The sequence below is a fragment of the Niallia sp. FSL W8-0635 genome (assembly GCF_038007965.1).
Classification (GTDB): domain Bacteria; phylum Bacillota; class Bacilli; order Bacillales; family Cytobacillaceae; genus Niallia.
Genome location: NZ_JBBOYD010000001.1, coordinates 753,249 through 768,219 on the forward strand (window position 1 = coordinate 753,249; position 14,971 = coordinate 768,219).

The following is a 14,971-nucleotide window of genomic DNA, read 5'->3' on the forward strand; positions in this document are numbered from 1 at the left end:
TGGGATGATGATAAAGCTCCTTATTGTAGATGATGAACAAGTAGAGAGAGAAGGAATGGAGGCAATCATAAAAAAAGGCTTTCCGGATACAAAGGTAATGCAAGCGAAAAATGGGAAAATGGCAATCGAATTAGCAGAAACATTTCGACCTGATTTAATTTTAATGGATATTAAAATGCCTGGTCTCAACGGTTTAGAAGCAATTGAAAGGATTACTGCAAGTAATTCAATGATTCGATTTATTATGGTAACTGCCTTTGATACGTTTGAATACATGCGTCAAGCCATTAAGCTAGGCGTGAAGGATTATATTCTTAAGCCGAGTCGAGCAAGTGAAATAATCACAACGGTTGGCAAGGTTGTTCAGCAAATTAAAGAGGAGCATAGAGCATCTATTTTCAGAAAGTATCAAGAAGAAGCATTTTTGAAAGCGCTATCTCTAGTGGAGACAGATGTGGTGACACAATTATTATTTGATCATGTCCACGAAGTGCATGTTGATATGCTTGTTGAAATGTTAGAGACACCATCTACGCAAGAAATGTTTGTTATGCTAGTGCTAATGCCAGCAGGAGAAGAGTCCCTTTATTCAATCATAAAAGAGAAAATCAGAGAAACGAAAAGCTGTTGGATAGGTGCCCTTTATGGCAGTCATCTCCCTATTATTGTGTTTCGAGACGAAAAGATGTCTTATCGTTCTCAGGCAACTGCTTTAGCTCAACAAGTTCTTTCCATTGTTAAAAGTAAGCAGAAAGCAGATTGTTTTATTGGAATTGGAAATGTTTCCTCCTCCTTAGACAAGGTTCGACAATCATACCACGAAGCTCTTTTTGCAACGATGGATATTTCATTATCAGCAAAATATCGTTTTTATTCAGAAGAAGCAGCCTCCTCCAGTGAGACTTTGAGTGGAAGACTAATAGAGCACCGGAAAAAGGAATTTGCTGACCAAATTCGAATGGGACAGTGGGAAAATGTCCGAAAATATATTTTATATGTTTTGCAGCACTATGAGAGAGAATCAGCAGATGTATTGCATACACAGCAACGAATATTAGAAATTCTTTGGATTGTATCGCGGGTAATGGAGGAGATGGGAATGGAGACAGATCCTCCTTTATATGCAAATAAGCCCTTAAGCTATCGAGAATTACAAGTAGAAACAACTAGATTGCTTGATGAAATGGTTCATTCTTTCAGACAAAGAACAGATAGATTGGAAGCAGATGCGATCCATCAGTTGAAGCAATATATACTTTCCCATTCCCAAGAAGATATATCTTTAGATTCCTTGGCTAAGAAAGTTGGTCTTAGTCCCATCTATATAAGCAAGATTTTTAAAGAAAAACAAGGGATTAACTATATTGATTTCTTAACAGAATGTCGAATTGAAAAGGCGAAGGAATTAATAAGAGATACGGATAAAAGTATAAAAGAAATTACCTTCGAGGTCGGCTACCATGATCCAAATTATTTTAGTAAAGTCTTTAAAAAGCTATGCAATATGTCTCCTAAGGAATATCGGAAGTTATTTTTAGTGAATAAGACATCTTAGTTCCTGCATAAAGGCAAGAGGAAAACATCGAATAAAAATAGGAGAGAGATGGATGAAACGGATTGGAGAACAATCATTGTTAATTCTTATGTCGCTATGCTTGGCAGGTATCTTTTCTGGCTGTTATAAGCAACAAGGAATAGAAGACAGTCATTCTCCATCCAAGGCTGCTTCCAAAACAATAAAAACAGAAGAAGAGAATAAAAAGCTGAAAATAGGATTTTCGATGGATACTTTGAAAGAAGATAGATGGAAAAGAGACAGAGATTTATTTAGAGATGCTGTGGAAGAATTAGGTGCAGAAGTAGAAAGTGTTGCTGCGAATGGAGACGATGCACTGCAAATTCTGCAGGCAGAAACGTTAATAAGCAAGGGGGTCGACTTATTAGTAGTAGTCCCACATAATGCAGAAGCGATGGCAACAATTGTGAACAAAGCTCATTCTTCTGGAATAAAGGTTCTCTCGTATGATCGATTAATAAAAAATGCCGAAGTCGATTTATATATTTCCTTTGATAATGAAATGGTTGGAATATTGCAGGCGAAAGCAATTACTGAATTAGTGCCAAAAGGGAAGTATGTATACATTGGGGGAGCAGATACGGATAATAATGCTCATCTTATTAAAAGAGGTGTCTTTCAAGTTTTACAGCCTTTTATCGATAGAGGAGATATAACCGTAGTGTATGATCAATGGTCAAAAAACTGGGATCCAGAATATGCATATAGCAATATGGAAGAGGCTTTAAAAGCAAATGATAATAAAATAGATGCAGTTATTGCAGCAAATGATGCAACAGCTGGAAGTGCCATTAAAGCTCTTAAGAAACATGGACTAGAGGGGAAAATTCCTGTCGCTGGACAAGATGGCGATCTTCCGGCAGCACAACGGATAATCCAAGGCACTCAGACTATGACTGTATACAAGCCAATTAAAGCATTGGCAGAAGAAGTAGCTCAAATAGCTGTTCAAATGGCTAATGGAGAAATGATTCCTGTAGAAAACAAGGTCAATAATGGAAAGATAGAGGTTCCGACTATCTTACTTTCTCCAGTTGCTGTAACAAAAGAAAATATGGATGAAACAATCATAAAAGATGATTTTCATTCAAAAGAAGAAGTGTATAAAAAATGAAAGATTTTGCTCCTCTTTAGAGTTAGTGCATGTTCCATTTGATGAAAAGGGTATAATAGTAAATATGCAAATAACGATTGGAAGGGAGCTAAATATGAGTAATAATGAAATGAAATTAAATGCTGGCTGGGATTTTGATAACAGCTATGCTCGTCTTCCCGATGTTTTTTATTCTAAGATGACGTTAAATCCAGTCAGTTCGCCAAGCTTGGTGAAGCTAAATCACGACTTGGCAAAGGAATTAGGATTGAATAGTGAGCAATTGCAGCGTCCAGAAGTGATTCAAGTATTAAGCGGGAATGAGATTCCGGAAGGCGGTTTTCCTCTTGCACAGGCCTATGCAGGTCATCAATTTGGTCATCCAACAATGCTTGGAGATGGAAGGGCAATGTTAATCGGAGAGCAGATTACTCCATCAGGTGAAAGATTTGATATCCAATTAAAAGGTTCTGGCCGCACTTCTTACTCTCGAGGAGGAGATGGAAGAGCCGCTATTAAACCAATGCTAAGAGAGTATATTATAAGTGAGGCAATGTATGGGCTCGGTATTCCAACAACAAGAAGTCTTGCTGTTGTGGCAACTGGAGAAAAGGTTATCCGTGAAACAGATTTGCCAGGAGCCATTTTAACAAGAGTTGCAGCAAGCCATCTGCGAGTAGGGACCTTTCAATTTGCCGCTTCGCTAGATTCGAAAAAGGATCTCAAAGCTCTTGCTGATTATGCAATCGACCGTCACTTTCCAATGATTGAGAAAGATGGAAATCGTTATTTAGCAATGTTTAAAGAAGTGATTAAACGGCAGGCTGCCTTAATAGCAAAGTGGCAGTTGGTTGGATTTATCCATGGTGTTATGAATACGGATAATATGACAATCAGCGGAGAGACCATTGACTATGGTCCTTGTGCTTTTATGGATAGCTTTCATTTAGATACGGTGTTTAGCTCTATCGATGTTCAAGGTCGATATGCATATGGCAATCAGCCGAAAATGGGGGGCTGGAACCTTGCGAGATTCGCAGAAAGCTTGCTGCCATTATTTCATGACGATATGGAAAAGGCAGTCGAATTAGCACAAAAAGAACTATATGAATTTAATACATTCTATCAACAGCATTGGCTTGATGGCATGAGAGGTAAACTAGGATTAGAAGCGGAAACGGAAGAAAAAGATGCAGAACTAATCGAGAAGATCCTTGGTATCATGCAAAATAATCAAGCTGATTATACAGATACTTTCCGGTCTTTAGCATTAGGGGAAATTGAAAAACTAGAGTTAAGTAAAAATCAAGCATTTATCGATTGGCACAAGGCTTGGAAGGAAAGAGTAGAGAGTCAAGAAGGTGGAGAAGAAGGCGCACGTGAACAAATGAAAAAGCATAATCCAGTCGTTATTCCTCGAAATCATCTTGTAGAAGCAGCCCTTGATGCAGCAGAAGGTGGGGATTTAAGTGTGATGGAAGAATTATTACAAATGCTTTCTCAGCCATTTGCTTATACAAAAGAACAAATCGAATACGGAGTAGCCCCGCAAAAGGTGAATCCAGCTTATAAAACCTATTGTGGTACATGAGTTAAATGCAATAAATTTAAAGACCTTCAGTAAATGCTGAAAAAGCAATTTGCTGTCAGCTTTTTTGTTAACGGTAATATGGCTTAGGGACTGTTAAAGAAGTCTATTTTTCTGTCATTTGCAGTTCGTTTTGAGTATCAAGGGTTCGAAAGGGTCCGCACTTGTCGGTTGGGGTATAAGGTAAAGCGCCTGAGTTGAAAATAGACGGAAAATTTTCGCTTATTTAGTAATTATTATTAAAAAAGGCTTAAATAGACGGAGAGATTCCGCCTATTGACCCGAAAAATGCGAAAAAGGGAGATTTTGTTTTACGTAATCGGAAAAGCTTCCCTTATTTACGCCGAAACAGGCTCTATTCTGAATTTAACCGGAAAACTTCCGCTTATTTCCCTTTTGCCGATTACTCGATTCAGGACAAAACATCTTGTTTAAAAGGGAGTGAGTCCAAGAAATCCTTATTTTAATGCATTACGGTGAACCCTACCAAAAGTAAGTGAGGGTTTTATATAAATGGGAAAACTTGTTAATCACCTCATGGCGAGTTTTCCTATTTTATATACCAATAACGCTGCTAATGCCACTGTCAGATCGACACACAGTTTAAAGAAAAGCATCTCAACAGAGAAGGTATCTTAAATCTTAAAGCCAATATAATCAAAAAAAACATAGGAGCTGTCCGAATAGTAGTTTGTTAAGTTGAAAATGATATAAAGTAAAACTCGATAATGATTTGACATCAATATTATCGGGTTTTATTTGGTTGGAAATTACGCTGAAATGGACTTTTAAGACAGCCCTTTCCTCTCTGTGAAATAATGCGCTTAAAAACTTATCTCCGAACTCGGATAAACATCAGCAAACCATCGCAGCACTTCATTATGATGACCAATAATCTGCTCTGCAGTTAACAAATTAGTATCCCAAGTGCTATGAGCATCTGAAACAAGCGTAACCTTATAATGATTGCTAAAAGCACGTCTGCAAGTCGTATCTACGCATGCTTCTGTTTGAATCCCAGTGATAATTAAATGCTCAATGTCTAATTGATTTAGTGTATCCTCTAAAGAAGTTTGAAAAAAAGCATCAGGTGTTGTTTTCTGAATAATAATATCCTCATATTCAGGAGCGAGATCCGGATGAATTTCCCATCCAGATGTCTTATACTCTAACGGCCTACCAATTGGTGCATTATGCTGTATATAAATTACTGGTGTCTTCGTTAAGCGGGCTTGTGTCAGTATAGATTTGATACGCAGAATTAATCGTTCTCCATTATGTACTACTTTTCCTTTTTGAAACATACCATTTTGTACATCTATAATCAAAAGTGCCTTTTTCATTATGTACCCCTTTTTTCTCTTATTATGACAGTTCCTTATGAAAAATAGAATAAGCATGATTGGTCTTTCCATCTAAGGACAGACTAGGAAAATGAAACTTTTTCTTCATTCAATCAGTATATGTATATATCAACCTTTTTCAAGGGTAGAAAAGCAGTAAGTGGAAAAATGAGTTATGATTAATATATTGATAGATAAATAAATTGAGGTGATTGACTTGATCCTTCATTATAAATGCCCAAATTGTGGGGGAGACATGCATTTTAATGCAGATACTGGCAGTTTATCTTGCCCTAGCTGCGGAAATGAAGAGAATATTGAGAGCTATCCAGAAAATTTAATGTCGGCATCCTTTGAGGATAATGAGGTTAAGGAGTACCATTGTGACAACTGTGGTGCTGTGTTAATAACGGAAGCAGATACAACGGCAACCAATTGCAGTTTTTGTGGGGCGGGAGTAGTTATCGCTAATCGGTTGGCAGGCGTGCTTGCTCCTAAGAAAGTCATTCCTTTTACCATTAGTAAAGAAGAGGCAATTGTTGCTTTTCGAAAATGGTGTAGAAAAGGGCTTTTAACACCGAAAGGGTTTATGAGTGCAGATCGAATAAAAAGTATTACAGGTATGTACGTTCCATTTTGGCTTTATGATTTAAATAGTGATGTGGATGTAACAGCTTCTTGTACAAAGGTTCGGACTTATACAAGTGGGGATTATATTTATACGGAAACAAAGTATTACGAAGCGTACCGAAAAATAAATTTAGATTATGTGAAAATTCCAGTAGATGCTTCTGAAAAAATGAATGATCAACTAATGGATAAATTAGAGCCTTTTCCTTATGAACAGTTAAAAGATTTTAAAACACCTTATCTTGCTGGCTTCATTTCGGAAAAATATAATTATTCCGATTCAGAATTATTACCGAGGGCGAAAGATAAAGTTAGTGATTACATTGATTCATTTGTGCACTCGACTTTCGCTGGTTACCATTCAATACATTATCGCAACAAAAATATTGATACGAAAGCTGTGCGTAGTGATTATGTCTTACTTCCTGTGTGGATGGTAAGCTATGATTACGAAAACCAAGAGCATATTTTTGCGATGAATGGGCAAACAGGAAAGGTAGTAGGAAAGCCGCCGATTAGTAAAGGGAAAGTGGCATTATGGTTTAGTGGGATTGCCGCTGGTTCGTTTCTAACATTAAAATGCGTATCCTTCTTTATGGGAGGTGGCTTCTTTTGAAAAACTTGCTAATCAAGTATAGTAGTTTACTGCTGATTGCCCTGGCAATACTGTCCGTTTTTTCTGGAATTACTGTCCATGCAGCCTCAGAAAATCAAAAGCAATTTATCTTTGATCAGGCAAAGCTATTAACTGATACAGAAAGAACAGAATTAGAAAGCTTGGCAGTAGAACTAGGAGAAGAAACGGAAACAGCATTATTGGTACTTACGCTAGATGGTACAGATGGGAAAGATATCAAGAAATATGTTCAAGATTATTATGATGAAGAATCTCCAGGCTATGATCAACCTTTTGGAAATACAGCTATTTTAGCAATTGATATGGAACAACGGGATATATATTTAGCAGGCTTTAAAAAAGCCGAAGATTATTTAGATGATTCAACACTAGATTATATTCGTGAAGAAATAACCCCAGCTTTATCTGATGGTGAATATTTTGAGGCATTCTCAACCTTTATGCATGAATCAGCCTATTATTTGGTTGATGATCCATCGAATTTAGAAAATGATTATGACTACAGCGGAATTGCTGACTCTCGAAATGAATATATCGAAGAAAACACTTCAATTGGAATGTCGGCAATTTTCACTAATTGGCTCTTCCAATTAATTGTTTCTGTCGTGCTTGCAGGAATTGTTGTGAGTATCATGGTCTTCCAATCAGGTGGGAGAGTAACGGTGAACGGCAATACGTATATGGATAAAAGAAATTCTAAAATTATCAATAGACACGACCGTTTTATTCGAAAAACAGTGACAAAACAAAGAAAGCCACAAAATAATTCAGGTGGTGGTGGAGGAATCACTGGCGGTGGTCACTCTCATAGTGGAAGCAGAGGAAAATTCTAAAAAGTTATTTGAATAACGAAAGGGGACAAAAAAATGTCATTTTTTCGCAATCAATTTGCAAATGTAGTGGAATGGGAAGAATTTAGAGAAGATATGATTTTCTATAAATGGAAAAATCGTGAAATTAAAAAGGGGAGTAAATTAATTATTCGTCCTGGCCAAGACGCCATTTTTCTAAACAATGGTAGCATAGAGGGTGCTTTCCAAGAGGATGGAGAGTATGATATTGAGTCACAAATTGTCCCTTTTTTATCTACTTTAAAAGGATTTAAATTTGGATTTAACAGTGGAATGCGTGTAGAGGTATTATTCGTAAATACAAAGGAATTTACCGTTAAATGGGGTACGAAAAATGCGATAAATATTCCGGCAGTTGGACTTCCGGGTGGAATGCCAATTCGAGCGAATGGAACTTTTCAGTTTAAAGTAAATGATTATATTTCTTTAATTGATAAAATCGCCGGAATTAAAAATCAATATTTAGTGGAAGATGTAAAAATTCGCATTATCTCGGTCCTAGACCAGCTTCTTATGAAGTGGATTGTTACAGAAGGCAAGGATATGTTTAATTTACAGGCAAATGCTTTTGAAATTGCGAAAGGCATTAAAGATGATCTAGATAGTCAAATGGTAGAAAGTGGTCTTACTATTACTGGCTTCCAAATCATGAGCTTCAGTTATCCAAAGGAAGTTCAGGATATGATTAATAAAAATGCTTCCCACGGAATGGTCGGCAATATTGAAAAGTATCAGCAAATTTCCATGATTGATAGCATGTCCAATGGGAAAAATTCTGGTGGTGGAGCTGCATCTGATATGGCTGGAATGATGATGGGCATGAATATGGCCAACCAAATGATGGATAAAATGAATAAGCAAAATCAGAACCAGCAGCAATCGCAGAATCAAAATCAGCAACAAACACCAGAAGCAGCCCCACAGAATGAGGAGAAAAAGCAGCGGCCGAATTTCTGTCCAAATTGTGGGACGAAAACAGGAGAAGGAAACTTCTGCTCGAATTGTGGATATAAGCTCGTATAGTAAGGATAATAGGACGGTTCTAGTAAATAGAGAACTGTCCTGTTTATTTTTCATGGGAATTTTCTTAACAAAAAATAAATTTAAGGAGATAATAGTTACACATTTGAAATAAGCAATAAAGAGGGAAGCAAATGAGCAGCGAGAATAATATGGAGCGGCGATTAAATACATTTATACAAGTTTCAAAAAATATTACGACAAATGATAGTTTAAAGGAATTAATTCAGCAGATTATCGAAGACGTCATTGGAGCTATTGATAAAGCAGATGCAGGTTTTTTATTACTATGGAATGAGGAAAGTCAGTATCTAGAAATTGAGGCTGCTGTCAATTTTAAGGAAGATATCTACTTGCAGAATAAGCTTCTAGAAGGAGAAGGAATTAGCGGAACTGTTTTTGCAGAAGGTAAAAGCATGCTAATTAATACAATCGAAGAAATTGAAAAAGCGATGTCTAATATGCGTAATAAGACACTTCAATATTATTTGAAGTCGACAGTTCATGCTTTAATGCCAGTTAGCTGTATGTCTGTTTTACTTGTTTATCAACAGCAAAAAATTGGCGTTCTTACAATTGATAACTTTAAAAATGACGGATTTTTTACAGAGGAGGATTTGCGTTTTTTAGAAGCAATTGGTAGTCAGATAGCAATCTCTATTGTAAATGCCCGTGCTTTTTATGAAAAACAGCAAAGAGCTCTGCAATTAGAAACCATTCTTGAACTGCATAATCAATTAAATGAGACAGTGCTGGAAGGGAATGGGATGCAATCGCTCGTAAAAAGTCTAGCTCGTAATCCCAATGACTGTATTTATTATTTTGATTCATTAGGGCGTCTTGATATTTCTCATCCAATCTCTAGTGTAGAAATTCCTTTTTTAAGTGACTGGATTAGAGAGAATCGGAAAAACTTGCAAACACAACAATTACAGAAAATATATAAACAAGAGGAGTTGTTTGGACAGGCTTTATCGGTTCAATCTTCCTTTGGAACAATTGGATATTTGGTGATAACAGGCAATAGCGTTCCTCTTGATATTGTGGGAGAGCTCTCCTTTCAACATGCTGCCTCTATTATTGCCATTGAGCAAATAAAGCTTCAAGAACAATTAAAAACGAGACAGGCAGAAAAGGAAGCATTATTAAAGGATATTTTAAATCAGAATTTTACCACTGAGGTGCAAAGCTTTTTGAAAAAACAGGAGATACTTCCTGCGAAGTACTTTGTTTTTCTTGTCCTAAAAAGTAAACAGCATTCCTTTGATGAATTAAATCAATTTAATTTGTTAGAGGGAGGGATGCGGCAAGTATTCAAAAAAGATTTTTCGGTGATGATTTTCCCAAACCGGAATAAACTGTTTCTACTGTTAGGAGCAAAGAAGAAAGAAGCGGGGAATGTTCAAGTCATTAGACAATATGTAGAACGATTACAATCCATCTATAAGGAAATAGTCGTATATATTGGCCGTCCAGTATACTCCATGCGCCATCTACCCATGTCGTATAAAGATGCGGAATTGTTAGAGAAAGAAATGGAAAGTCATCAAAGAGAAGAATCCGTATTTGATTTTCAATCCCTTGGCTATAAGCGCTACTTATTTAATGTTCCAGAAGAAGAAGCTGAATACTTTGTAGAGAATATATTGGGCCCTATTCTCTCTAAGTCGAATAATCGAACGAAAAATGAATGGTTAAGTACATTACAAAACTACTTACAATCAAATAAAAATGTAACAAAAACAGCAGAATCTATGCATCTTCATCAAAATACAGTTTATTATCGTCTTCAGCAAATACAGGAGAAATTAAATTGTGACTTTGATGATTTAGATGATGTAACGAATTTAAAGGTAGCGTTGTTTTTATATGAACGGCGAGAACAAAATGGGGAGCGCTGAATCGTCTAAGCAATAGTTAAATGTGCAAAAGAATTTTTAATGAAAATAGCTGTTCCTAATAAAAGATAGGAACAGCTATTTCCTGTTATTCGTTGATTAAGCTTTCTTGTTTATCTTGTACAGATTCATTACTTAAATAGTTTAATGTCGCAGAGCCTAATGTCTTAGCTGCGATCAAAAGAGAGTGTTCATCAATATTGAATTTCGGATGATGATGTGGATAGACTTCCTCCCAGTTAGGATCCATTGCACCTGTAAAGAAGAAAGCACCTTTTACATGCTGCAAGTAATACGCAAAATCTTCTCCGCCCATAATTGGATCGCAAATTCTTACTTGTTGAACTTCCTCAATTTGTTCTGCATGCTTGATGATAAAGTCTGTTTCTTCTTTATGATTTACAACAGCAGGATAGCCACGTTTAAAACGATAATCATAAGATGCGCCAACCATCTGGCATGATGCCTGAATGACATTTCCGATTTCCTTCTCAATTAAGTCACGAGCCTCATCGTGGAATGTACGTGCTGTTCCACTTAATTTTACTGTATCGGCAATAACATTGAAGGGATTTTGAGCTACAAAATTACAAACAGAAACAACAGCAGGATGTAATGGATTCACGCGTCTTGATACAATTTGCTGCACATTGGTGATAAATTGTGCACCGATCATAATCGCATCTTTTGTCATATGTGGTTCCGATCCATGACCACCTTTTCCTTGAATGGTAATATCAAATTGGTCTGCAGCTGCCATTAGAGGACCAGCGTTAATCATGATATTTCCAACTGGTTCTGTTGCCCATAGATGGGTTCCAAAAATCACGTCTACACCTTCTAAACAACCATCCTCAATCATCGCAATGGCACCACCTGGAGATAATTCCTCTGCAAATTGATGAATAAACACGATGTTTCCTTCGATGTCTGCTTGCAGCTTGTTCAATGCTTTTGCTAACACTAATAAAGTAGCCGTATGACCATCATGACCACAAGCATGCATAACGCCGTCTACCTTGGATTTATAAGGGATATCATTTTCCTCTTGGATAGCAAGTGCATCAAAGTCCGCACGTAATGCAACGGTTTTACCAGGTTTGCTGCCTCTAAGTGTAGCAACAACCCCACGACCGCCGACACCTGTTCTTACTTCATGCCCTAATTTTTGATGATATTCTGCAATATAAGCAGGTGTATATACTTCATGATAGGATAATTCTGGATGTTCATGGAGATGACGACGAATGTCAATCATCTCTTGTTCATATTCCTTTAATAGTGAAAATAATGCTTTCATGTTACTTACCCCTCATTTCAATTTTTATAATTATATGTAGTACGGCAGCCTAAAAATTCAGGCTGCTCGTTTTAATTGACTAAATTATTTTAAGAAGATAGGATCCCCTGGTCCTAAAGGAAGTCCACATAAATACCAGATTACGAATAAGAGAATCCAGCTAATCGCAAAGAAGATGGAATAAGGAAGTAAGGCGGAAATTAAAGTTCCAATCCCAATCGACTTATCGTGTTTTCTTGCAAAGGCTAAAAGAATCGCAAAGTAAGCAAGCATTGGCGTGATTGGATTTGTGATAGAATCTCCAATTCGATAAGCCATTTGTGTTAATGCTGGACTATAGCCTAAATACATAAACATTGGTACAAAGATTGTAGAAAGTAATGCCCATTTTGCAGATGCGCTAGCAATTAATAGATTAATAAAGGAACAAATAATGATGAAACCAATAATCATTGGCAGTCCAGTAAAGTTCATCGCTTGAAGCAATTCGGCACCTTTAATCGCAAGAATCGGACCAATATTACTCCAGCTAAAGTAAGCAATCATTTGTGCAGCGACAAAAGCTAGCACGATAAACGGTGCTAAGTCCGCAATGGATTTAAATAATTTTTCTGCCACATCTTTATCATTTTTAACCGTTTTGGAACCAATACCATATGCTAAAGCAGGTAATAAAAAGAAAAATAGCATAATCGGAACGATAGAAGACATAAATGGTGAGTTAATAACAGAGCCTGTCTCTAAATCACGTAACCAACCATTTCTTGGAATAACCATTATTAAAATGACAGCAAAATAGATGATTAGGGTAATACCTGCAAAACGTAGACCTCTTTTTTCATTGGCAGTTACTTGATCTAGTTTTTGTACCACTCCGGTGTATTTTCCAAAGCGCGGTTCCACAAATTTCACCGTAACCCAAGTAGTGACAGCAACTAATACAAAGGTAGAAATGATTAAGAAATAATAATTCATCGTCGGATTTCCCACATAATTTGGATCTACTACCTTTGCTGCTTGCTCCGTAATTCCCGCGAGCAGGACATCTAAGGAATTTAGAATTAAGTTAGCACTATATCCACCAGCGATCGCTGCATAGGTAGCAATAAGACCGACAATTGGACTTCTTCCTACGCTCATAAAGATGAGGGCTGCGATAGGAGGAAATACGATAAATGCTGCATCGGCAGCAATATTGCCAAGAACCCCAGTGAAGACAATGACAGGCAGTATTAATTTTTTAGGTGCACTTAACACCGTTCTTTTCATAACAGTTTGGATAAGACCTGTCGTTTCTGCAAGACCTACACCTAGCATAATGACTAATACTAGTCCAAATGGAGGGAAGGACGTGAAGTTGCTCACCATATTTGTTAAGATTTGAATAATGCCTTCGCGATTCAGTAAATTAACTACTTCAATTGTTTCGCCTGAGCTCGGATTCGTAGCAGAGACGCCAAGTAACGATAGTAAATAAGAAGCGATTAAAATAATGGCAGACATGATGACAAATAACGTAATAGGATCAGGTAACTTATTACCTGCACGTTCAATGACGTTTAAAAATCTGTCCGCTAGTTTGGTTTTACTAGGCGGAGTTGGTTCTGCGTAATTTGGCCGTTTTTTTGCAAGTTCGCTCATATGTAACCTCCGTGTTGTAATGTGTTTTTGGATTTTTTTAAATTATACGAATATTTAAGAAAATAATCTATGGAATAAATTCTAAATTTATTCATTATTTTTGTGTTGGGACACAAAGATAGATAGGTAGAAAAGTTTCACCTTTTCTGTTTACAATAAATAAATTATAAAGTAGTATGTAATAGGTTTAAAGAATACTAGTGAGGAGTTGAATTTTTATGAGTAATCGAATGTGTATGGAACCTGAACCGGAACCCACGGCCATGAAAGAGGAAGTCATGAATAACCCTTCCTTTAGAAGTTTGAATACTGATAAAGATTCAACTTTATTTGGCAGAGAATTTTTTTGATTTCCTCTATAACTAGAGGAGGTAAAAGCATGAAAAAAATTTATATTTCTACGGAAGAAGGAATGCTGAAAGAAACGGATAGCATGATGAATGGCTGCTGGATCAATTTAATTGCCCCAACAGAAACCGAAATAACGGAAATTGCTACCGGTTTAGATATTCCATTTGCGTTTATGAAAGATCCATTGGATGAAGAAGAGCGTTCAAGAATTGAAAAGGATGGGGAAAATGTATTAATAATTGTTAATCTTCCTCTTGTTTCCTTTGATGAGAAAAATATGCCAATTTATGACACCATCCCATTAGGCATGATTATTGCGAAGAATTGCTTTATTACGGTTTGCTTAAAGGATAATCCGATATTTCATCAATTTTCAGAAGGCAGAATGAAGAGCTTTTTTACGTATAAAAAAACACGATTTTCTTTGCAAATCCTATATTGTATGGCAACTGCTTATTTAAAATATTTAAAGCAAATCAGCAAAAAGACAGATAGTATTGAAAAGGAACTTCACCAGTCCATGAAAAATAAAGAGCTATTTTCTTTGCTTAATATAGAAAAAAGCTTAGTATATTTTACTACTTCCTTAAAATCGAATAATATTGTCATGCAAAAAATGCTTAAAAGCAATTATTTGAAAATGTATGATGATGATCAAGAATTATTGGAAGATGTTATTATTGAGAATCAGCAGGCAATTGAGATGGCAGAAACTCATATGTCTATTTTAAGTGGGATGATGGATGCTTTTGCTTCGGTTATATCTAATAATGTTAATATTGTGATGAAATTCTTAACATCCTTTACGATTATATTGTCATTGCCAACAATGGTTGCAAGCTTCTATGGAATGAATGTTCATATCCCATTTCAAGATGTACCCTATTCTTTTACAATCGCGATTATGATTTCCTTCTTACTATCAGGCGTAACGGCTTTGGTCTTTTGGAAGAAGAAGTTTTTTTAATAAGGAAGCCCAGCTCAAATGTTGCACTAGTTGCTTCTATATAATATATTATTAACTCCTCCTTTTGAAAGGGAGG

12 protein-coding genes are annotated in these 14,971 nt (G+C 36.4%); 9 read left to right on the top strand and 3 right to left on the bottom strand.

Annotated elements, in window-relative coordinates:
• Window positions 1-7 precede the first annotated feature (7 nt).
• The 3 genes from NYE52_RS03725 (at window position 8) to NYE52_RS03735 (ending at window position 4,260) form a co-directional block, all read left to right on the top strand.
• The gene (locus NYE52_RS03725; RefSeq protein ID WP_341195104.1) at window positions 8-1,555 is read left to right on the top strand and encodes a response regulator; all 1,548 of its coding nucleotides are present in this window, start codon (window positions 8-10) and stop codon (window positions 1,553-1,555) included.
• 52 nt (window positions 1,556-1,607) lie between these two features.
• Window positions 1,608-2,690, top strand: a complete 1,083-nt coding sequence (gene xylF / locus NYE52_RS03730; RefSeq protein WP_341191838.1) for a D-xylose ABC transporter substrate-binding protein — start codon at window positions 1,608-1,610, stop codon at window positions 2,688-2,690.
• Window positions 2,691-2,784: 94 nt separating this feature from the next.
• Window positions 2,785-4,260, top strand: coding sequence for a protein adenylyltransferase SelO (locus NYE52_RS03735; protein ID WP_341191839.1), 1,476 nt, complete (start codon window positions 2,785-2,787; stop codon window positions 4,258-4,260).
• Window positions 4,261-5,081: 821 nt separating this feature from the next.
• On the opposite strand, the gene NYE52_RS03740 is transcribed toward NYE52_RS03735, so the two are convergent.
• Window positions 5,082-5,600: a cysteine hydrolase family protein gene (locus NYE52_RS03740; RefSeq protein WP_341191840.1), complete on the bottom strand. Its 519-nt coding sequence runs from the start codon at window positions 5,598-5,600 to the stop codon at window positions 5,082-5,084.
• Window positions 5,601-5,817: 217 nt separating this feature from the next.
• Here NYE52_RS03740 and NYE52_RS03745 point away from each other — a divergent pair, with 217 nt between their 5' ends.
• From NYE52_RS03745 to NYE52_RS03760, 4 genes are all read left to right on the top strand, one after another.
• Window positions 5,818-6,846 carry a TFIIB-type zinc ribbon-containing protein gene (locus tag NYE52_RS03745; RefSeq protein ID WP_341191841.1) on the top strand — a complete coding sequence of 343 codons (1,029 nt, stop codon included), beginning with the start codon at window positions 5,818-5,820 and terminating at the stop codon, window positions 6,844-6,846.
• Window positions 6,843-7,700, top strand: a complete 858-nt coding sequence (locus NYE52_RS03750; RefSeq protein WP_341191842.1) for a TPM domain-containing protein — start codon at window positions 6,843-6,845, stop codon at window positions 7,698-7,700. Before NYE52_RS03745 ends, NYE52_RS03750 begins: the two co-directional genes overlap by 4 nt.
• Before the next feature lie 33 nt (window positions 7,701-7,733).
• Window positions 7,734-8,741, top strand: a complete 1,008-nt coding sequence (locus tag NYE52_RS03755) for an SPFH domain-containing protein (protein WP_341191843.1) — start codon at window positions 7,734-7,736, stop codon at window positions 8,739-8,741.
• 131 nt (window positions 8,742-8,872) lie between these two features.
• Entirely contained in the window at window positions 8,873-10,639 is a 1,767-nt protein-coding gene (locus NYE52_RS03760; RefSeq protein ID WP_341191844.1) for a helix-turn-helix domain-containing protein, read from the top strand.
• A gap of 85 nt (window positions 10,640-10,724) precedes the next feature.
• On the opposite strand, the gene NYE52_RS03765 is transcribed toward NYE52_RS03760, so the two are convergent.
• A complete protein-coding gene (locus NYE52_RS03765) occupies window positions 10,725-11,936 on the bottom strand; it encodes an amidohydrolase (protein WP_341191845.1) in 1,212 nt (403 codons plus the stop codon).
• Window positions 11,937-12,020: 84 nt separating this feature from the next.
• Window positions 12,021-13,577 carry an AbgT family transporter gene (locus NYE52_RS03770; RefSeq protein WP_341191846.1) on the bottom strand — a complete coding sequence of 519 codons (1,557 nt, stop codon included), beginning with the start codon at window positions 13,575-13,577 and terminating at the stop codon, window positions 12,021-12,023.
• A 218-nt stretch (window positions 13,578-13,795) separates the two neighbouring features.
• Here NYE52_RS03770 and NYE52_RS03775 point away from each other — a divergent pair, with 218 nt between their 5' ends.
• Complete coding sequence (locus NYE52_RS03775) at window positions 13,796-13,927, top strand: hypothetical protein (RefSeq protein ID WP_268927023.1); 132 nt, start codon at window positions 13,796-13,798, stop codon at window positions 13,925-13,927.
• Window positions 13,928-13,956: 29 nt separating this feature from the next.
• Window positions 13,957-14,895, top strand: coding sequence for a magnesium transporter CorA family protein (locus NYE52_RS03780; protein ID WP_169187951.1), 939 nt, complete (start codon window positions 13,957-13,959; stop codon window positions 14,893-14,895).
• Window positions 14,896-14,971 lie beyond the last annotated feature (76 nt).

What these genes read in the sequence shown, in the direction of transcription:
- NYE52_RS03725 (WP_341195104.1), top strand. Translation starts at nt 8, where the DNA reads ATGATAAAGCTCCTTATTGTAGATGATGAACAAGTAGAGAGAGAAGGA.
- xylF (WP_341191838.1), top strand. Translation starts at nt 1,608, where the DNA reads ATGAAACGGATTGGAGAACAATCATTGTTAATTCTTATGTCGCTATGC.
- NYE52_RS03760 (WP_341191844.1), top strand. Translation starts at nt 8,873, where the DNA reads ATGAGCAGCGAGAATAATATGGAGCGGCGATTAAATACATTTATACAA.
- NYE52_RS03775 (WP_268927023.1), top strand. Translation starts at nt 13,796, where the DNA reads ATGAGTAATCGAATGTGTATGGAACCTGAACCGGAACCCACGGCCATG.
- NYE52_RS03765 (WP_341191845.1), bottom strand. Translation starts at nt 11,936, where the DNA reads ATGAAAGCATTATTTTCACTATTAAAGGAATATGAACAAGAGATGATT.
- NYE52_RS03735 (WP_341191839.1), top strand. Translation starts at nt 2,785, where the DNA reads ATGAGTAATAATGAAATGAAATTAAATGCTGGCTGGGATTTTGATAAC.
- NYE52_RS03740 (WP_341191840.1), bottom strand. Translation starts at nt 5,600, where the DNA reads ATGAAAAAGGCACTTTTGATTATAGATGTACAAAATGGTATGTTTCAA.
- NYE52_RS03770 (WP_341191846.1), bottom strand. Translation starts at nt 13,577, where the DNA reads ATGAGCGAACTTGCAAAAAAACGGCCAAATTACGCAGAACCAACTCCG.
- NYE52_RS03755 (WP_341191843.1), top strand. Translation starts at nt 7,734, where the DNA reads ATGTCATTTTTTCGCAATCAATTTGCAAATGTAGTGGAATGGGAAGAA.
- NYE52_RS03780 (WP_169187951.1), top strand. Translation starts at nt 13,957, where the DNA reads ATGAAAAAAATTTATATTTCTACGGAAGAAGGAATGCTGAAAGAAACG.